Annotated in this window: 17 protein-coding genes, 1 tRNA gene and 3 rRNA genes; 6 read left to right on the forward strand and 15 right to left on the reverse strand. The window is 52.1% G+C overall.

Translation table 11 applies throughout. The annotated features are described in order from the left end of the window. Positions 1 to 92: 92 nt before the first annotated feature. The 4 genes from rrf to AB3N39_RS18850 all read right to left on the reverse strand — a co-directional run bounded on the left by rrf (position 93) and on the right by AB3N39_RS18850 (position 5,071). Positions 93 to 208, reverse strand: a 5S ribosomal RNA gene (gene rrf / locus AB3N39_RS18835). 72 nt (positions 209 to 280) lie between these two features. Continuing rightward, positions 281 to 3,185 (reverse strand): 23S ribosomal RNA (locus tag AB3N39_RS18840). A 183-nt stretch (positions 3,186 to 3,368) separates the two neighbouring features. Continuing rightward, a tRNA-Glu gene (locus AB3N39_RS18845) sits at positions 3,369 to 3,444 on the reverse strand. A gap of 85 nt (positions 3,445 to 3,529) precedes the next feature. Beyond that, positions 3,530 to 5,071, reverse strand: a 16S ribosomal RNA gene (locus tag AB3N39_RS18850). The 16S, 23S and 5S rRNA genes sit together here with 1 tRNA gene alongside, the layout of an rRNA operon. 471 nt (positions 5,072 to 5,542) lie before the next feature. On the opposite strand from AB3N39_RS18850, the gene AB3N39_RS18855 reads away from it, so the two are divergent. Further along, positions 5,543 to 6,097 (forward strand): gamma carbonic anhydrase family protein, encoded by a 555-nt coding sequence (locus tag AB3N39_RS18855; RefSeq protein ID WP_143345600.1) that lies wholly within the window; start codon positions 5,543 to 5,545, stop codon positions 6,095 to 6,097. Here AB3N39_RS18855 and AB3N39_RS18860 read toward each other — a convergent pair. From AB3N39_RS18860 to dprA, 6 genes are read right to left on the reverse strand one after another with little or no spacing between them, the layout of a single operon-like run. Beyond that, positions 6,073 to 6,321 carry a DUF1488 domain-containing protein gene (locus AB3N39_RS18860; RefSeq protein WP_143345601.1) on the reverse strand — a complete coding sequence of 83 codons (249 nt, stop codon included), beginning with the start codon at positions 6,319 to 6,321 and terminating at the stop codon, positions 6,073 to 6,075. The genes AB3N39_RS18855 and AB3N39_RS18860 overlap by 25 nt on opposite strands. Further along, on the reverse strand, positions 6,318 to 7,136 hold the full coding sequence (aroE, locus tag AB3N39_RS18865; RefSeq protein WP_143345602.1) for a shikimate dehydrogenase: 819 nt from the start codon (positions 7,134 to 7,136) through the stop codon (positions 6,318 to 6,320). The genes AB3N39_RS18860 and aroE overlap by 4 nt, the downstream gene beginning before the upstream one ends. A 4-nt stretch (positions 7,137 to 7,140) precedes the next feature. Further along, entirely contained in the window at positions 7,141 to 7,713 is a 573-nt protein-coding gene (gene tsaC / locus AB3N39_RS18870; RefSeq protein ID WP_115874277.1) for an L-threonylcarbamoyladenylate synthase type 1 TsaC, read from the reverse strand. After that, positions 7,706 to 8,260 (reverse strand): type I DNA topoisomerase, encoded by a 555-nt coding sequence (locus AB3N39_RS18875; protein ID WP_047652855.1) that lies wholly within the window; start codon positions 8,258 to 8,260, stop codon positions 7,706 to 7,708. Before AB3N39_RS18875 ends, tsaC begins: the two co-directional genes overlap by 8 nt. 26 nt (positions 8,261 to 8,286) lie before the next feature. Next, positions 8,287 to 8,760: a DUF494 family protein Smg gene (gene smg / locus AB3N39_RS18880; RefSeq protein WP_008503477.1), complete on the reverse strand. Its 474-nt coding sequence runs from the start codon at positions 8,758 to 8,760 to the stop codon at positions 8,287 to 8,289. Continuing rightward, the gene (dprA, locus tag AB3N39_RS18885) at positions 8,732 to 9,856 is read right to left on the reverse strand and encodes a DNA-protecting protein DprA (protein WP_111966072.1); all 1,125 of its coding nucleotides are present in this window, start codon (positions 9,854 to 9,856) and stop codon (positions 8,732 to 8,734) included. The genes smg and dprA overlap by 29 nt, the downstream gene beginning before the upstream one ends. A 127-nt stretch (positions 9,857 to 9,983) precedes the next feature. Here dprA and def point away from each other — a divergent pair, with 127 nt between their 5' ends. From def to mscL, 5 genes are all read left to right on the forward strand, one after another. Then, positions 9,984 to 10,493, forward strand: coding sequence for a peptide deformylase (def, locus tag AB3N39_RS18890; protein WP_008503479.1), 510 nt, complete (start codon positions 9,984 to 9,986; stop codon positions 10,491 to 10,493). Between the two features lie 24 nt (positions 10,494 to 10,517). Further along, entirely contained in the window at positions 10,518 to 11,465 is a 948-nt protein-coding gene (gene fmt / locus AB3N39_RS18895; RefSeq protein WP_248175619.1) for a methionyl-tRNA formyltransferase, read from the forward strand. A 52-nt stretch (positions 11,466 to 11,517) separates the two neighbouring features. Further along, a complete protein-coding gene (gene rsmB / locus AB3N39_RS18900) occupies positions 11,518 to 12,804 on the forward strand; it encodes a 16S rRNA (cytosine(967)-C(5))-methyltransferase RsmB (RefSeq protein WP_143345605.1) in 1,287 nt (428 codons plus the stop codon). Between the two features lie 22 nt (positions 12,805 to 12,826). Next, positions 12,827 to 14,203, forward strand: coding sequence for a Trk system potassium transporter TrkA (trkA, locus tag AB3N39_RS18905; RefSeq protein ID WP_008503482.1), 1,377 nt, complete (start codon positions 12,827 to 12,829; stop codon positions 14,201 to 14,203). Between the two features lie 146 nt (positions 14,204 to 14,349). Next, a complete protein-coding gene (mscL, locus tag AB3N39_RS18910; RefSeq protein ID WP_023309449.1) occupies positions 14,350 to 14,760 on the forward strand; it encodes a large-conductance mechanosensitive channel protein MscL in 411 nt (136 codons plus the stop codon). Here the strand turns inward: mscL and AB3N39_RS18915 are convergent, their stop codons facing one another. The 5 genes from AB3N39_RS18915 to rpoA form a co-directional block, all read right to left on the reverse strand. Further along, the gene (locus tag AB3N39_RS18915; RefSeq protein WP_133295235.1) at positions 14,761 to 14,976 is read right to left on the reverse strand and encodes an alternative ribosome-rescue factor A; all 216 of its coding nucleotides are present in this window, start codon (positions 14,974 to 14,976) and stop codon (positions 14,761 to 14,763) included. 57 nt (positions 14,977 to 15,033) lie between these two features. After that, entirely contained in the window at positions 15,034 to 15,459 is a 426-nt protein-coding gene (zntR, locus tag AB3N39_RS18920) for a Zn(2+)-responsive transcriptional regulator (protein ID WP_014833516.1), read from the reverse strand. A 2-nt stretch (positions 15,460 to 15,461) separates the two neighbouring features. Continuing rightward, positions 15,462 to 15,830, reverse strand: coding sequence for a DUF1992 domain-containing protein (locus AB3N39_RS18925; RefSeq protein WP_133295236.1), 369 nt, complete (start codon positions 15,828 to 15,830; stop codon positions 15,462 to 15,464). 107 nt (positions 15,831 to 15,937) lie between these two features. After that, positions 15,938 to 16,321 (reverse strand): 50S ribosomal protein L17, encoded by a 384-nt coding sequence (gene rplQ / locus AB3N39_RS18930; protein WP_001216368.1) that lies wholly within the window; start codon positions 16,319 to 16,321, stop codon positions 15,938 to 15,940. A gap of 40 nt (positions 16,322 to 16,361) precedes the next feature. Continuing rightward, complete coding sequence (gene rpoA, locus AB3N39_RS18935) at positions 16,362 to 17,351, reverse strand: DNA-directed RNA polymerase subunit alpha (RefSeq protein WP_002919219.1); 990 nt, start codon at positions 17,349 to 17,351, stop codon at positions 16,362 to 16,364. Positions 17,352 to 17,360 lie beyond the last annotated feature (9 nt).

A 17,360-nucleotide genomic window follows, 5' to 3' on the forward strand; every position in this document is an offset into this window, starting at 1 on the left:
CCGGTAGCGCTGCGCTTACCGGGCTTACGGTTTTCACGAGAATCATAACGCAAAAAGGCCATCCTTTCGGATGGCCTTCTCACTTATTTGATGTCTGGCAGTTCCCTACTCTCACATGGGGAGACCCCACACTACCATCGGCGCTACGGCGTTTCACTTCTGAGTTCGGCATGGGGTCAGGTGGGACCACCGCGCTAAAGCCGCCAGGCAAATTCTGTTAAATCTGTATCAGGCTGAAATTGATTGTTCTGTCTCTTCGCCAAAACACCTTCGGCGTTGTAAGGTTAAGCCTCACGGTTCATTAGTATCGGTTAGCTCAACGCATCGCTGCGCTTACACACCCGACCTATCAACGTCGTCGTCTTCAACGTTCCTTCAGGAGACTTAAAGTCTCAGGGAGAACTCATCTCGGGGCAAGTTTCGTGCTTAGATGCTTTCAGCACTTATCTTTTCCGCATTTAGCTACCGGGCAGTGCCATTGGCATGACAACCCGAACACCAGTGATGCGTCCACTCCGGTCCTCTCGTACTAGGAGCAGCCCCCCTCAATTCTCCAGCGCCCACGGCAGATAGGGACCGAACTGTCTCACGACGTTCTAAACCCAGCTCGCGTACCACTTTAAATGGCGAACAGCCATACCCTTGGGACCTACTTCAGCCCCAGGATGTGATGAGCCGACATCGAGGTGCCAAACACCGCCGTCGATATGAACTCTTGGGCGGTATCAGCCTGTTATCCCCGGAGTACCTTTTATCCGTTGAGCGATGGCCCTTCCATTCAGAACCACCGGATCACTATGACCTGCTTTCGCACCTGCTCGAGCCGTCACTCTCGCAGTCAAGCTAGCTTATGCCATTGCACTAACCTCCTGATGTCCGACCAGGATTAGCTAACCTTCGTGCTCCTCCGTTACTCTTTGGGAGGAGACCGCCCCAGTCAAACTACCCACCAGACACTGTCCGCAACCCGGATCACGGGTCTACGTTAGAACACCAGCCATTAAAGGGTGGTATTTCAAGGACGGCTCCACGCAGACTGGCGTCCACGCTTCAAAGCCTCCCACCTATCCTACACATCAAGGACCAGTGTTCAGTGTCAAGCTATAGTAAAGGTTCACGGGGTCTTTCCGTCTTGCCGCGGGTACACTGCATCTTCACAGCGAGTTCAATTTCACTGAGTCTCGGGTGGAGACAGCCTGGCCATCATTACGCCATTCGTGCAGGTCGGAACTTACCCGACAAGGAATTTCGCTACCTTAGGACCGTTATAGTTACGGCCGCCGTTTACCGGGGCTTCGATCAAGAGCTTCGCGTTGCCGCTAACCCCATCAATTAACCTTCCGGCACCGGGCAGGCGTCACACCGTATACGTCCACTTTCGTGTTTGCACAGTGCTGTGTTTTTAATAAACAGTTGCAGCCAGCTGGTATCTTCGACTGATTTCAGCTCCACCCGCAGGGGCTTCACCTACATATCAGCGTGCCTTCTCCCGAAGTTACGGCACCATTTTGCCTAGTTCCTTCACCCGAGTTCTCTCAAGCGCCTTGGTATTCTCTACCTGACCACCTGTGTCGGTTTGGGGTACGATTTCGTGTTACCTGATGCTTAGAGGCTTTTCCTGGAAGCAGGGCATTTGTTACTTCAGCACCGTAGTGCCTCGTCATCACACCTCAGCGTTAATAAGGTACCGGATTTACCTGGAACCTCCGCCTACATGCTTAAACCGGGACAACCGTCGCCCGGCTAACATAGCCTTCTCCGTCCCCCCTTCGCAGTAACACCAAGTACAGGAATATTAACCTGTTTCCCATCGACTACGCCTTTCGGCCTCGCCTTAGGGGTCGACTCACCCTGCCCCGATTAACGTTGGACAGGAACCCTTGGTCTTCCGGCGAGCGGGCTTTTCACCCGCTTTATCGTTACTTATGTCAGCATTCGCACTTCTGATACCTCCAGCATGCCTCACAGCACACCTTCAACGGCTTACAGAACGCTCCCCTACCCAACAACACATAGTGTCGCTGCCGCAGCTTCGGTGCATGGTTTAGCCCCGTTACATCTTCCGCGCAGGCCGACTCGACCAGTGAGCTATTACGCTTTCTTTAAATGATGGCTGCTTCTAAGCCAACATCCTGGCTGTCTGTGCCTTCCCACATCGTTTCCCACTTAACCATGACTTTGGGACCTTAGCTGGCGGTCTGGGTTGTTTCCCTCTTCACGACGGACGTTAGCACCCGCCGTGTGTCTCCCGTGATAACATTCTTCGGTATTCGTAGTTTGCATCGGGTTGGTAAGCCGGGATGGCCCCCTAGCCGAAACAGTGCTCTACCCCCGAAGATGAGTTCACGAGGCGCTACCTAAATAGCTTTCGGGGAGAACCAGCTATCTCCCGGTTTGATTGGCCTTTCACCCCCAGCCACAAGTCATCCGCTAATTTTTCAACATTAGTCGGTTCGGTCCTCCAGTTAGTGTTACCCAACCTTCAACCTGCCCATGGCTAGATCACCGGGTTTCGGGTCTATACCCTGCAACTTAACGCCCAGTTAAGACTCGGTTTCCCTTCGGCTCCCCTATACGGTTAACCTTGCTACAGAATATAAGTCGCTGACCCATTATACAAAAGGTACGCAGTCACACCACGAAGGTGCTCCCACTGCTTGTACGTACACGGTTTCAGGTTCTTTTTCACTCCCCTCGCCGGGGTTCTTTTCGCCTTTCCCTCACGGTACTGGTTCACTATCGGTCAGTCAGGAGTATTTAGCCTTGGAGGATGGTCCCCCCATATTCAGACAGGATACCACGTGTCCCGCCCTACTCTTCGAGTTCACAGCCTGTGTGCTTTCGTGTACGGGACTGTCACCCTGTACCGTGCGACTTTCCAGACGCTTCCACTAACACACAAGCTGATTCAGACTCTGGGCTGCTCCCCGTTCGCTCGCCGCTACTGGGGGAATCTCGGTTGATTTCTTTTCCTCGGGGTACTTAGATGTTTCAGTTCCCCCGGTTCGCCTCGTTAACCTATGTATTCAGTTAACGATAGTGCAACGAATTGCACTGGGTTTCCCCATTCGGACATCGCCGGGTCAAAGGTTCATATCACCTCGCCGGCGCTTTTCGCAGATTAGCACGTCCTTCATCGCCTCTGACTGCCAGGGCATCCACCGTGTACGCTTAGTCGCTTAACCTCACAACCCGAAGATGTTTCACTTCTGATTGCGAAAATTTGAGAGACTCAAACACACCATTAAAGATGTGTCGTTTCAATTTTCAGCTTGATCCAGATTTTTAAAGAGCAAATATCTCAAACGTGACTCGTAAGTCAGTTTTGAGATATGACGGCAGGTGACTTTCACTCACGAACCAGCAAGTGGCGTCCCCTAGGGGATTCGAACCCCTGTTACCGCCGTGAAAGGGCGGTGTCCTGGGCCTCTAGACGAAGGGGACACTGAAGTCTCAATCGCAAGACGCCTTGCTATTTACTTTTCATCAGACAATCTGTGTGAGCACTACAAAGGCAGGTTCTTTAAGGTAAGGAGGTGATCCAACCGCAGGTTCCCCTACGGTTACCTTGTTACGACTTCACCCCAGTCATGAATCACAAAGTGGTAAGCGCCCTCCCGAAGGTTAAGCTACCTACTTCTTTTGCAACCCACTCCCATGGTGTGACGGGCGGTGTGTACAAGGCCCGGGAACGTATTCACCGTAGCATTCTGATCTACGATTACTAGCGATTCCGACTTCATGGAGTCGAGTTGCAGACTCCAATCCGGACTACGACGCACTTTATGAGGTCCGCTTGCTCTCGCGAGGTCGCTTCTCTTTGTATGCGCCATTGTAGCACGTGTGTAGCCCTACTCGTAAGGGCCATGATGACTTGACGTCATCCCCACCTTCCTCCAGTTTATCACTGGCAGTCTCCTTTGAGTTCCCGGCCGGACCGCTGGCAACAAAGGATAAGGGTTGCGCTCGTTGCGGGACTTAACCCAACATTTCACAACACGAGCTGACGACAGCCATGCAGCACCTGTCTCAGAGTTCCCGAAGGCACCAATCCATCTCTGGAAAGTTCTCTGGATGTCAAGAGTAGGTAAGGTTCTTCGCGTTGCATCGAATTAAACCACATGCTCCACCGCTTGTGCGGGCCCCCGTCAATTCATTTGAGTTTTAACCTTGCGGCCGTACTCCCCAGGCGGTCGACTTAACGCGTTAGCTCCGGAAGCCACGCCTCAAGGGCACAACCTCCAAGTCGACATCGTTTACGGCGTGGACTACCAGGGTATCTAATCCTGTTTGCTCCCCACGCTTTCGCACCTGAGCGTCAGTCTTTGTCCAGGGGGCCGCCTTCGCCACCGGTATTCCTCCAGATCTCTACGCATTTCACCGCTACACCTGGAATTCTACCCCCCTCTACAAGACTCTAGCCTGCCAGTTTCGAATGCAGTTCCCAGGTTGAGCCCGGGGATTTCACATCCGACTTGACAGACCGCCTGCGTGCGCTTTACGCCCAGTAATTCCGATTAACGCTTGCACCCTCCGTATTACCGCGGCTGCTGGCACGGAGTTAGCCGGTGCTTCTTCTGCGGGTAACGTCAATCGCTGAGGTTATTAACCTCAACGCCTTCCTCCCCGCTGAAAGTACTTTACAACCCGAAGGCCTTCTTCATACACGCGGCATGGCTGCATCAGGCTTGCGCCCATTGTGCAATATTCCCCACTGCTGCCTCCCGTAGGAGTCTGGACCGTGTCTCAGTTCCAGTGTGGCTGGTCATCCTCTCAGACCAGCTAGGGATCGTCGCCTAGGTGAGCCGTTACCCCACCTACTAGCTAATCCCATCTGGGCACATCTGATGGCAAGAGGCCCGAAGGTCCCCCTCTTTGGTCTTGCGACGTTATGCGGTATTAGCTACCGTTTCCAGTAGTTATCCCCCTCCATCAGGCAGTTTCCCAGACATTACTCACCCGTCCGCCGCTCGCCGGCAAAGTAGCAAGCTACTTTCCGCTGCCGCTCGACTTGCATGTGTTAGGCCTGCCGCCAGCGTTCAATCTGAGCCATGATCAAACTCTTCAATTTAAGTTTGATGCTCGTGAATTAAACTTCGTAATGAATTACGCATGTTCACTCAGAGACTTGGTATTCATTTATTGTCCGAAGACATTAAGAATCCATGTCACTTTGAGTGCCCACACAGATTGTCTGATAAATTGTTAAAGAGCAGTGCAACGCGGCTTTCGCTCACCGTTGCGAGGTGGCGTATATTACGCTTTCCTCTTTCAGAGTCAACCCGTTATTGCAGGATTTTTTCTCTTCAACCGACCGGGCTGTTTGTGAAGTGATTCACATCCGCCGTGTCGATGGAGGCGCATTATAGGGATCCCATTTTTTAGCACAAGTATTTTTTAGATCTTTTTTTCCGACTGCTGATTTTCCGCGCTTTTCGCTGAAATCCCGCCCGATCTGCTTAAATATTGACGTATGTTGCCTTGCCTCGATCCATTAATACGATCAAAGTCTTCTGTATAGCGCTCATTGTTAGAGGTAGATATGCCCGCAGTATTACGTCCTTATAAAGATCTGTTCCCCCAAAAAGGCGATCGCGTGATGATCGATGCCAACAGCGTGGTGATTGGTGATGTCCGAATGGCCGATGATGTCAGTATCTGGCCACTCGTCGCCATCAGGGGTGATGTTAACTATGTGTCGATTGGTGCACGTACCAATATTCAGGACGGTAGCGTCCTGCACGTCACGCACAAATCCTCCTATAACCCGGACGGTAATCCCCTCATCATTGGAGAAGAGGTTACCGTCGGCCATAAAGTGATGCTTCACGGCTGCACTATCGGAAATCGCGTACTTGTTGGCATGGGGTCGATTTTGCTGGATGGCGTCATAGTAGAAGATGACGTGATGATTGGAGCCGGTAGCCTGGTCCCGCAGAACAAACGGCTGGAGAGCGGCTATCTCTATCTGGGAAGTCCGGTAAAACAGATCCGCCCCCTTAAGGAGGCAGAGATCGAAGGATTAAAATACTCGGCGAACAACTACGTAAGATGGAAAAACGATTATTTGGATCAGGATAGCCAAACCCAACCCTGATCGTCTTCTTGCTGTTCGCGGATTAAATCGCTGGCTTCCTCTTCCAGATCCCAGCGATTTTCGCAAAATACCGCTATCGGATCTGAACCGCCAAAACGACGCAACAGCGTTTCCCCATGAATGGCACAGGTCAGTTGCATACCGTGCACCAGAACCGGGAAACAGACCGCTTGCTTACTTTCATCCCAGCTCTCTCTGTCCGGAAAATGAATAGCCTGATTCACGCCGAAAGCTCCTGCTTTAACTTTTCAATGACCGGCTCGACTGCAGGCAACACCCCGTGCCAGAGCAGCACCGCATGCGCAGCCTGCCCCACCAGCATGCCGAGTCCATCGGCTAACTGTTTCGCACCGTGTTGTTCACACCAGTTAAGGAAAGGCGTCTTCCCTTTCTGATAAAACATGTCATAGAAATACATATGCGCACTGACCAGCGAAGCGGGGATCGCCGGGATCTCACCACTAATGCCGCTGGATGTAGCATTAATGACAAGATCGAACTCACGATCGGCAAGATCGTCAAGAGCTACCGCGCTCACGCTGCCGGTATGCGCAAACAACGCCGCCAGCGCTTCTGCCCGGGAAAAGGTTCTGTTAGTAACGGTCACCGAACAGTCCAGTGAAAGCAGAGGCAACAGTACTCCCCGCGATGCGCCACCCGCACCAATCAGTAGGACCCGGAATCCGGGCTTAATAAACGAAAGTCGTTCCAGATCGCTAAGTAAACCAATCCCGTCGGTGTTGTCACCCAAAAGGCGTCCATCCTCAAGCCGTTTAAGGGTATTGACTGCACCAGCCAGTGAAGCACGCTCGGTCAGCTCATCCGCACGTTCGAAGGCTTCCTCTTTAAAAGGAACCGTCACATTCGCGCCTTTACCGCCCGCGGCGAAAAAAGCCTCCAGCGTTGGAATAAATGCATCCACCGGTGCCAGTACGCGACCATAGGGATGATTTATCTGCAGCTGCTTCGCAAATTGCTGATGAATCAACGGTGACTTGCTGTGTGCAATCGGATTACCAAAAACAGCATAGGTTTCCATGAGATTACCCCTGGCGAAAACGTTCGCCGGTCAAAGCGTCGCGAATTTCAGAAGGGTTCAGGCGCCCTCCCGTTTCACCGACAGCAACAGGGAAGTCATCCCCGAACTGCGCCAGCACTTCTTCGGTTGTCCTACAAGGCGGCAATCCGGTCAGGTTAGCACTTGTTGAGACTAGCGGTTTACCAAATGCCAGACAAAGCTCAACCACCAGCGGATGGTCAGTTACGCGAACGGCGAGGGAATCAAAGCGTCCGGTTAACCAACGCGGGGTTGTCGGCTGCGCCGGGAAGACGAAGGTCACTGGTCCCGGCCACGCGGAGAAGATAGTCTCGCGCTGCGCCGGCGTCAGCATAGAGTCATCGATATAAGGTTTAAGCTGCTCGTAATTCGCAGCGATCAAAATCAGCCCTTTCTCGACGGGTCTTTGTTTCAGGGCAAGCAGACGGCTCACAGCCGTCTCGCTGTCAGGATCGCAACCGACCCCAAAAACAGCTTCAGTTGGATAGGCGATGACTTCTTCATTTTTCAGTACGTCCACTGCATGCGCAATGGAGCCTAATGGCAGGTTATTATTCACTATTTTGATCCGCCGTAACCGGCTTTCCACATTGTTTACTGGCGCAGAAGCGTTTCATGCCTTGCGCGGTTTTCTTCTCTATCAGTAGCGGATAATTGCAATGAGGGCAGGTTCCCGCTACCGGTTTAAAATTGATGACGAACTGGCATTCAGGGTAGCGATCGCACGAATGGAAGGTCTTACCATAACGGGAACGGCGCTGTACCAGCTGACCGCGCTGACACTGAGGACACGCAATTGCCGTTTCATCAGGCTTATCAATTTGTTCCGTATGCTCACATTCTGGATAGCGGCTACATCCAATAAACATGCCGAAACGCCCCTGCCGCAGGGCTAATTCACCACCGCACACGGGACAATACTGACCCTCCAGAATTTTAACGATATGTCCATCCGCCTGGCTTTTCAGAGGACGAACATAATCACATTCCGGATAGTGTGAACAACCGAGAAACGGGCCGTGTTTCCCGGACCGAATAACAAGTTCAGCCCCGCACTGCGGGCAGGGCTCGTTTTTATGCACCGTGAATAGTGCTGATTTGGCCATAACAACTCTTGGTGCTGCACATTGAATTAGTGCAGCATACCTTCATTCACTTCAAAGAGTAATTCTTCCATTTGCTGATAGGCATTTTCACAGCCCGGAATATTAAACAGAACCATCAGGATCACCCACTTAAGATCTTCCAGTTCGAATTCTGCTGTATCCAGCGCCATGACGCGCTCTATCACCATTTCTCTCGTTTCGAGGTTCAGCACCTGAATCTGCTCAAGGAATAAGATGAATCCCCGACAGCTGGCGTCCAGCCTTTCACACTCTTCTGCGGTATAAATGCGTACTGACAATGGATCAGAAGCAAGCTGCATCGGTTCGGCCAGGCCTTCCTGATAATCAGCCAGTTTTTCCAACCACATCAACGCATTATAGATGTCTTCCCGCTCAAACCCCGCATCGGTAAGATCCTGTGTCAATTTGTCCTGATCCACTCGCATTTCTGCTTCGTTATGGATGTAAGTCTCAAACAAATACATCAGTACGTCGAACATGGCATGCCCTCCTCAATCGGACATAGCCGCCGGGTACAGCTGCGATCCACCCTGCTAACTCCAGTTCGAGTAGCTGTGCTACCGTTACTGGCACAGGTTGGCCGGCACGTTCAGCGACAACGTCAACAGGTGTTACCTCATCTCCTACGTTAGCCAGGAGCTTGGGAAATGGCAATGCCACCTTTCCCTGATCTGATGAATATTGTCGCTTTTCGGGATCTTCCTGCAGCCATTGCAGCCCATATTGCAAATTTTCAAGAATATCCCCTACTTCCGTTACCGGTGTGGCCCCTTGTTTAATCAGCCAGTGGGGCCCCTCGCATCCGGGGTTACCTATCGGGCCGGGCAAGGCAAAGACCTCTCTACCCTGTTCAAGCGCGCATCGTGCCGTGACCAGCGAACCGCTTCGCCGCGCAGCTTCAACTACCAGCACGCCTTTGCTAAGCCCGCTGATAATTCGATTACGACGCGGAAAGTTTGCCGGCCTGGGCTGCGCGGAAAGCGGAAACTCAGAGACTATCGCGCCGTCAGATTCAATAAGCCGCATCGCCAATGCCTGATGTCGGCGTGGATAAATGCTAAAAAGACCGTTCCCCAGGACCGCGACACTTTGTCCTTTAGCTGACAGTGCCGCGCTGTGGGCAACGCCGTCAATACCGCAGGCCAGCCCGCTGGTAATCGTGAAACCACTTTGTGTAAGCTGTTCGCACAGGATTTTCCCCCATCGCTCGCCGTACCATGACGGCGCACGACTGCCTACCACCGCCAGCTGAACGGTATTAAGCGTCTCTGGGTTACCTTTTATGAATAATGCACCGGGATAATCAGGGATCGTGCGGAGCAAAGGGGGATAAAGGGGATGGTTGGCCGTTAATAAATGATGCCCCGGCTGCTCAAGCCATAGCAGGCTACGTTCCAGCTCACTCTCATTGAACGCAAAGAATCGTTCAGCCTGCTTTGCTGTCAGTCCAGCATTTCTTAAGACAAGCGTGTCGATGCCTTCCTGCTTCTGCAGTCGTGCAGCCGCTTCCAGCATTACATCACCACACAGAGACCCTGTGTGTATTAGCCGTAGCCATATCTCGGTCAACGTCATCCTTTCCCCTGCCATAAGCGGCCTCCGCAATCATTGCGATTGGTCACTGATGCTGTCAATCGATGGGGGATTTGTCTAGAATAGAGGTAGTATTCTTATCAACTCCTGAACACGACTCTGGAAATTTATGGCAGTTTTGCAAGTGTTACATATTCCGGACGAGCGCCTTCGCATCGTCGCTGAACCGGTCAAAGAAGTGAATGCAGAAATCCAGCGTATCGTTGATGATATGTTCGATACCATGTACGCCGAAGAAGGCATTGGCCTGGCGGCGACGCAGGTAGACATTCATAAGCGTATTATCGTGATTGATGTTTCTGAAAATCGCGATGGCCGCCTGGTGCTGATCAACCCTGAGCTGCTCGAAAAGAGTGGCGAAACCGGTATTGAGGAAGGCTGTCTGTCTATTCCTGAACAGCGTGCGTTAGTGCCGCGAGCTGAAAAGGTGAAAATTCGCGCCCTGGATCGTGACGGTAATCCGTTCGAACTGGAAGCAGATGACCTGCTGGCGATTTGTATTCAGCATGAGATGGATCACCTTGTCGGTAAACTGTTTATCGATTACCTCTCACCGCTGAAACAGCAGCGTATTCGTCAGAAAGTAGAAAAACTGGATCGTTTGCGTTCTCGCGCATAACGCCCCCCGGATACAAGGATCATCGTGTCTAAAACACTACGAATTATCTTCGCGGGAACCCCTGATTTTGCAGCGCGTCATCTTGACGCGCTGTTATCTTCCGGTCACAAGGTTGTTGGCGTCTTTACCCAGCCGGACCGTCCTGCTGGTCGCGGCAAAAAAATGATGCCCAGCCCGGTAAAAGTGCTGGCAGAAGAGCATGGGCTACCCGTTTTCCAGCCCGCATCGTTACGCCCCCAGGAAAATCAGCAGCTGGTCGCTGACCTGAAAGCCGACGTAATGGTGGTGGTGGCTTACGGTTTAATCCTGCCAAAAGCTGTGCTCGATATGCCTCGCCTGGGTTGCATCAACGTGCATGGGTCTTTGCTCCCGCGCTGGCGTGGTGCTGCACCTATTCAGCGATCGCTGTGGGCAGGCGATGCCGAAACGGGCGTTACCATTATGAAGATGGACGTAGGTTTAGACACCGGCGATATGCTGTATAAACTGGCCTGCCCCATTACGTCAGACGATACCAGCGCCACGCTGTATGACAAACTGGCAGACCTCGGTCCACAAGGGCTTATCGAGACGCTCCAGCAGCTTGCTGACAATACGGCGAAACCGGAAGTTCAGGATGACGCGCTGGTGACTTATGCCGAAAAGCTGAGCAAAGAAGAAGCGCGGATCGACTGGTCGCTGTCGGCCGCTCAGCTTGAACGCTGCATTCGCGCTTTCAATCCATGGCCGATGAGCTGGATGGAGATTGATGAGCAGCCAGTGAAAGTGTGGAAAGCCTCCGTCATTAGCGGTACTACTACGGCCAAACCCGGTACGATTGTTGACGCCAACAAGAACGGTATCCAGGTGGCGACTGGGCAAGGGATATTGAATCTTGAATCGCTCCAACCGGCCGGTAAGAAAGCCATGAGCGCTCAAGATCTGTTAAATTCCCGTCGCGAATGGTTTATCCCGGGCAACCGTCTTGCCTGAGCAAATTTATTCTTAAGGCCCGGTGTTTCCGGGCATTTTTATTTTTACGGTTATGAAAAAACAAAATCTACGCAGTATGGCGGCTCAGGCCGTCGAGCAGGTTATTGAGCAGGGCCAGTCATTGAGCAATGTCCTGCCTCCCCTGCAGCAAAAAGTCTCTGATAAGGATAAAGCCCTGCTTCAGGAGCTCTGCTTTGGCGTCCTGCGCACGCTTTCTCAACTTGAGTGGTTGATTAACAAGCTGATGTCACGCCCAATGACAGGCAAACAGCGCACCGTACACTATTTGATTATGGTGGGTTTTTATCAGCTTCTTCATACCCGCATCCCACCCCATGCCGCGCTGGCAGAGACGGTGGAAGGTGCCGTTGCGATTAAACGTCCTCAGCTGAAAGGGCTGATCAACGGCGTATTGCGTCAGTTCCAGCGACAGCAGGATGAGCTTCTGGCTGAATTTGCCCAAAGCGAAGCGCGCTTCCTGCATCCGGACTGGCTGTTGAAGCGCCTGAAAAAAGCTTATCCGCAGCAGTGGCAGGACATTGCCGATGCTAACAACCAGCGTCCACCAATGTGGTTACGCGTGAATCGTAATCACCACACCCGTGACGCATGGCTGGCATTACTTGAAGAAGCTGGAATGAGCGGCTTCACCCATGACGCATACCCTGATGCCGTGCGCTTAGCATCGCCTGCACCGGTACATGCATTGCCCGGCTTTGAAGACGGTTGGGTAACGGTACAGGATGCCTCGGCTCAGGGTTGCATGACCTGGCTTGAACCCCAAAACGGTGAGCAGATCCTCGATCTCTGCGCAGCGCCTGGGGGCAAAACGACGCATATTCTTGAAGTGGCTCCGCAGGCCAGCGTGATGGCGGTGGATGTTGATGAGCAGCGTCTTTCACGCGTCTATGACAACCTCAAGCGTCTGGGCATGAAGGCACAGGTTAAGCAAGGCGATGGGCGCAAACCCGCGGAATGGTGTGGTGAAACCCAGTTTGACCGCATTTTGCTGGATGCCCCCTGCTCAGCAACCGGCGTGATTCGTCGTCATCCGGATATCAAGTGGCTGCGTCGCGATCGTGATATTAACGAGCTTGCCCAACTGCAATCCGACATTCTCGACGCCATCTGGCCTCGTCTCAAACCCGGCGGCACGCTGGTCTATGCGACCTGCTCAGTGCTGCCGGAAGAAAACAGTCAGCAAATCTCGGCCTTCCTTAAACGTACCCCGGACGCGGCGCTGCGAGATACGGGAACGCCTGAATGCCCGGGTCAGCAGAATCTGCCGGGTACAGAAGAGGGTGATGGCTTCTTTTACGCTAAGCTAATCAAAGAGTGATGTTGAGAACAGGTCACGAGATATGAAGATTATCATTCTGGGCGCAGGACAGGTTGGCGGAACGCTGGCGGAAAACCTGGTTGGGGAAAACAACGACATCACCATAGTTGATACCAACGGCGATCGCCTGCGTGTTTTACAGGACAAATTTGACCTGCGGGTGGTGCAGGGTCATGGTTCGCACCCACGTGTTCTTCGTGAGGCAGGCGCCGACGATGCCGACATGCTGGTTGCGGTAACCAGTTCTGATGAAACCAATATGGTTGCCTGTCAGGTGGCCTACTCGCTTTTCAACACGCCAAACCGAATTGCGCGTATTCGCTCTCCGGACTATGTTCGCGATGCTGAAAAACTGTTTAATTCCGAAGCGGTCCCCATCGACCACCTTATCGCGCCAGAACAGCTGGTTATCGACAATATCTACCGCCTGATCGAATATCCGGGTGCCCTGCAGGTGGTAAACTTTGCCGAGGGCAAAGTGAGTCTGGCAGTGGTTAAGGCCTATTACGGCGGACCATTGATCGGCAATGCGCTTTCCACCATGCGCGAGCACATGCCGCATATCGATACGCGCGTCGCAGCCATTTTCCGTCACGACAGACCCATTCGCCCGCAGGGCTCCACGATTGTCGAAGCCGGTGATGAGGTCTTCTTTATTGCGGCCTCACAGCATATTCGTGCGGTGATGAGTGAACTACAGCGTCTCGAAAAACCCTATAAACGCATTATGCTGGTCGGCGGCGGCAATATCGGTGCAGGTCTGGCACATCGGTTAGAAAAAGATTACAGCGTGAAGTTGATCGAGCGCGATCAACAGCGTGCTGCTGAACTGGCGGAAAAACTGCAAAATACGATCGTATTTTATGGTGATGCGTCCGATCAGGAGCTACTGGCTGAAGAGCATATTGATCAAGTCGATCTCTTTATTGCCGTCACCAACGATGACGAGGCAAATATAATGTCCGCCATGCTCGCGAAGCGCATGGGGGCAAAAAAAGTCATGGTGCTTATCCAGCGCAAGGCGTATGTCGATCTGGTTCAGGGCAGCGTTATTGATATTGCCATTTCGCCTCAGCAGGCAACAATTTCAGCGCTTCTGAGCCATGTTCGTAAAGCGGATATTGTCGGTGTGTCATCGCTCCGCCGTGGCGTGGCGGAAGCCATTGAAGCTGTTGCTCACGGAGATGAAACCACGTCACGCGTAGTGGGTCGGTCAATCGATGAAATTAAGCTTCCGCCAGGCACGATCATCGGCGCCGTTGTGCGCGGAAATGATGTCATGATTGCCAATGATAATTTACGAATTGAGCAAGGCGATCACGTTATTATGTTCCTTACCGATAAAAAGTTTATTACCGACGTCGAACGTTTATTCCAGCCAAGTCCATTCTTCCTTTAAAGAATTGGGTGCTCCAGAAAGAGCACCCTTACTTTATCCTTTTCATTTCTGTGCCTTTTATTTTTTATAATGTTTAATTATCCCGAATGGCAATTGGCTAATCATTTGTTAAACTTAAACTCGTCAGCTGGCACAAGGAGAGAACAATGAGTTTTATTAAAGAATTTCGCGAATTTGCGATGCGCGGGAACGTGGTGGATTTAGCTGTGGGTGTCATTATTGGTGCGGCATTCGGCAAGATTGTTTCATCATTAGTGGCCGACATTATCATGCCACCTTTAGGGTTGTTAATCGGGGGCATAGATTTCAAACAGTTCGCTTTCACGCTGCGTGAAGCACAGGGTGATGTGCCGGCGGTCGTGATGCACTACGGCGTATTTATTCAGAACGTATTTGATTTTGTGATTGTTGCGTTTGCCATTTTTATGGCTATCAAGCTGATCAACAGGCTCAATCGTAAGAAAGAAGAGCCGGCTGCAGCACCTGCACCAACGAAAGAAGAAGTGCTGCTGAGTGAGATCCGCGATCTGTTAAAAGAGCAGAACAACCGCGTTTAATCAAGAGCTTAAAGCAGGAAGGCCAGTGGTAAATAAGCGATTCGCTTGCTTGCCACTGGCCTCCCAGTTACTCCGTTTTTCATGCTTGTCTTTACGCAGATAACTTCCTTTCCCTTTTTTATTCTTCTCAACGCGCTGTCTGAATAGCGGGTCGTGAAGTAGTGCCTCAATGGCATTGTCTTTGATCTGACCTTTCGTGTGCTGATAGCGGCTCATAATGTCTCCAGAGCAGGGTTTATGACGACGGGAGTCTAGATCCGGTTTGACTAAAAATCAACAGCCCTGCGTTTCTCCACTGGCCCCCTGTTCAAGGGCTTCGAGAATGGAACAATAAATACTGCTGTGGGCCGTACCGCAGCAGGCATCATTCAGCCTTTGCAGAGAGCGCTGCATGGTTTGCAGCTCCTGAATGCGTGCTTCCACTTCATCCAGCCGAGCCTGCACAATGCTTTTAGACTCCTGGCAGGTGTGATGTGCCGGATCGATGCGGATCGATAATAACTCGCGGATCGAGTCTAATGTGAAGCCGAGCTGGCGCGCATAACGAATAAACCGCAGGCGCTGCAGATCGTTATCGGTATAAAGTCGAAAGCCACCTTCAGTACGAACTTCATGATCGATCATCTGCTGCTTTTCGTAATATCGGATAGTATCCGGCGTCACGTTCGCGAGCTTCGCAAGTTCACCGATACGGTACATAGCTACTCCTCGTTTATTCTTCGCAACAAGCGTTTACCGTATTCACCGTGCAGAAAGTCAGTGTTCATTCCTGCCTGGCGAAGCTTGAGTTCAATCAGGACGAGACGACGGCTAAGTTCAGAATGTCGCGGATCGTCCTGACGGATGCCTTTAAGCAGATCGGCCAGTTCAACAGCCTCTCTGCGCTGTTCAAGCTCCGGAGGGAGACAGCCTGCATTTTTCAGTAAACGGTAGCCCGCCCGTAGTTCAGGCGCAATGTGCGAGTCATCGTCAAGCACAAGGGGTTCACCGCGTCCCGGAAGATCGTCGAATTCACCTTTTTTTTGGGCATCACGAATATGGCGTTCTGCCCACTGGTCAAGCAACCACATTACCCGCTCCAGGAGATGAACAGAATTGATACAGATATTGTAGAGAAGTGGGGATATCGCGGATATAAAAAAACCCGCCGAAGCGGGTTTTTTTACGTTACTGCAGATTACTCTGCAGCAGCTTCTGCTTTCTCTGAACGATCAACCAGCTCGATGTAAGCCATCGGCGCGTTGTCGCCTGCACGGAAACCACACTTCAGAATGCGAGTGTAACCACCTGCACGGCTCGCGAAACGCGGGCCCAGTTCGTTAAACAGTTTTGCCACGATCTCGTTATCACGAGTACGGGCGAATGCCAGACGACGATTAGCAACGCTGTCAGTCTTGGCAAGAGTAATCAGCGGCTCAACTACGCGACGCAGCTCTTTCGCTTTAGGCAGGGTCGTCTTGATGATCTCATGACGAACCAGTGAACCTGCCATGTTGCGGAACATAGCCTGGCGATGGCTGCTGTTGCGGTTCAGTTGACGACCACTCTTACGATGGCGCATGACCTTATCCTTCTCAGTAAAACCTTAACCTGTGATCCGGTTACTCGTCAGCAATGCTTGCCGGTGGCCAGTTTTCCAGGCGCATGCCCAGAGACAGACCACGAGAAGCCAGCACGTCTTTAATCTCAGTAAGAGATTTTTTACCCAGGTTCGGCGTTTTCAGCAACTCAACCTCGGTACGCTGTACCAGATCACCGATATAGTGGATAGCTTCTGCCTTGAGGCAGTTAGCAGAGCGGACAGTCAACTCGAGATCGTCAACAGGGCGCAGCAGGATCGGATCGAATTCTGGTTTCTCTTCTTTCACTTCCGGCTGACGTACATCACGTAAGTCAACGAAAGCTTCCAGTTGTTCTGCCAGGATGGTTGCCGCACGACGAATCGCCTCTTCAGGATCGATTGTGCCGTTGGTTTCCATTTCGATGACCAGCTTGTCCAGGTCGGTACGCTGTTCTACACGCGCTGCTTCAACATTGTAGGCAATACGCTCTACAGGGCTGTAGCATGCGTCGACCAGCAGACGGCCGATTGGGCGCTCATCTTCTTCCGAATGAATTCGGGCAGAAGCCGGCACATAACCACGACCGCGCTGAACTTTGATACGCATGCTAATCGCTGCGTTCTCATCGGTCAGGTGGCAGATCACGTGCTGCGGCTTGACGATTTCAACATCACCGTCGTGGGTGATGTCGGCTGCAGTCACAGGGCCAATGCCAGATTTATTCAGAGTAAGAATAACTTCATCTTTACCCTGAACTCTCACCGCCAGCCCTTTCAGGTTGAGCAGGATTTCAAGGATATCTTCCTGAACGCCTTCTTTGGTGCTGTACTCATGAAGTACACCATCAATCTCAACCTCGGTCACCGCGCAACCCGGCATCGATGAGAGCAGAATACGGCGCAGTGCGTTACCCAGAGTATGGCCAAAGCCACGCTCTAAAGGCTCAAGGGTCACCTTGGCGTGCGTCGAACTCACTTGCTCGATATCTACCAGGCGCGGTTTTAGAAACTCTGTCACAGAACCCTGCATTGTGTCCTC

It is taken from the genome of Enterobacter vonholyi (assembly GCF_040834095.1).
GTDB classification, from domain to species: domain Bacteria; phylum Pseudomonadota; class Gammaproteobacteria; order Enterobacterales; family Enterobacteriaceae; genus Enterobacter; species Enterobacter vonholyi.

Excerpts from the sequence above, each read along its gene's own strand:
- rplQ (WP_001216368.1), bottom strand. The coding sequence starts at position 16,321 with ATGCGCCATCGTAAGAGTGGTCGTCAACTGAACCGCAACAGCAGCCAT.
- AB3N39_RS18855 (WP_143345600.1), top strand. The coding sequence starts at position 5,543 with ATGCCCGCAGTATTACGTCCTTATAAAGATCTGTTCCCCCAAAAAGGC.
- trkA (WP_008503482.1), top strand. The coding sequence starts at position 12,827 with ATGAAGATTATCATTCTGGGCGCAGGACAGGTTGGCGGAACGCTGGCG.
- AB3N39_RS18925 (WP_133295236.1), bottom strand. The coding sequence starts at position 15,830 with ATGTGGTTGCTTGACCAGTGGGCAGAACGCCATATTCGTGATGCCCAA.
- dprA (WP_111966072.1), bottom strand. The coding sequence starts at position 9,856 with ATGACGTTGACCGAGATATGGCTACGGCTAATACACACAGGGTCTCTG.
- rsmB (WP_143345605.1), top strand. The coding sequence starts at position 11,518 with ATGAAAAAACAAAATCTACGCAGTATGGCGGCTCAGGCCGTCGAGCAG.
- smg (WP_008503477.1), bottom strand. The coding sequence starts at position 8,760 with ATGTTCGACGTACTGATGTATTTGTTTGAGACTTACATCCATAACGAA.
- rpoA (WP_002919219.1), bottom strand. The coding sequence starts at position 17,351 with ATGCAGGGTTCTGTGACAGAGTTTCTAAAACCGCGCCTGGTAGATATC.
- AB3N39_RS18875 (WP_047652855.1), bottom strand. The coding sequence starts at position 8,260 with ATGGCCAAATCAGCACTATTCACGGTGCATAAAAACGAGCCCTGCCCG.
- zntR (WP_014833516.1), bottom strand. The coding sequence starts at position 15,459 with ATGTACCGTATCGGTGAACTTGCGAAGCTCGCGAACGTGACGCCGGAT.
- def (WP_008503479.1), top strand. The coding sequence starts at position 9,984 with ATGGCAGTTTTGCAAGTGTTACATATTCCGGACGAGCGCCTTCGCATC.
- AB3N39_RS18915 (WP_133295235.1), bottom strand. The coding sequence starts at position 14,976 with ATGAGCCGCTATCAGCACACGAAAGGTCAGATCAAAGACAATGCCATT.
- mscL (WP_023309449.1), top strand. The coding sequence starts at position 14,350 with ATGAGTTTTATTAAAGAATTTCGCGAATTTGCGATGCGCGGGAACGTG.
- aroE (WP_143345602.1), bottom strand. The coding sequence starts at position 7,136 with ATGGAAACCTATGCTGTTTTTGGTAATCCGATTGCACACAGCAAGTCA.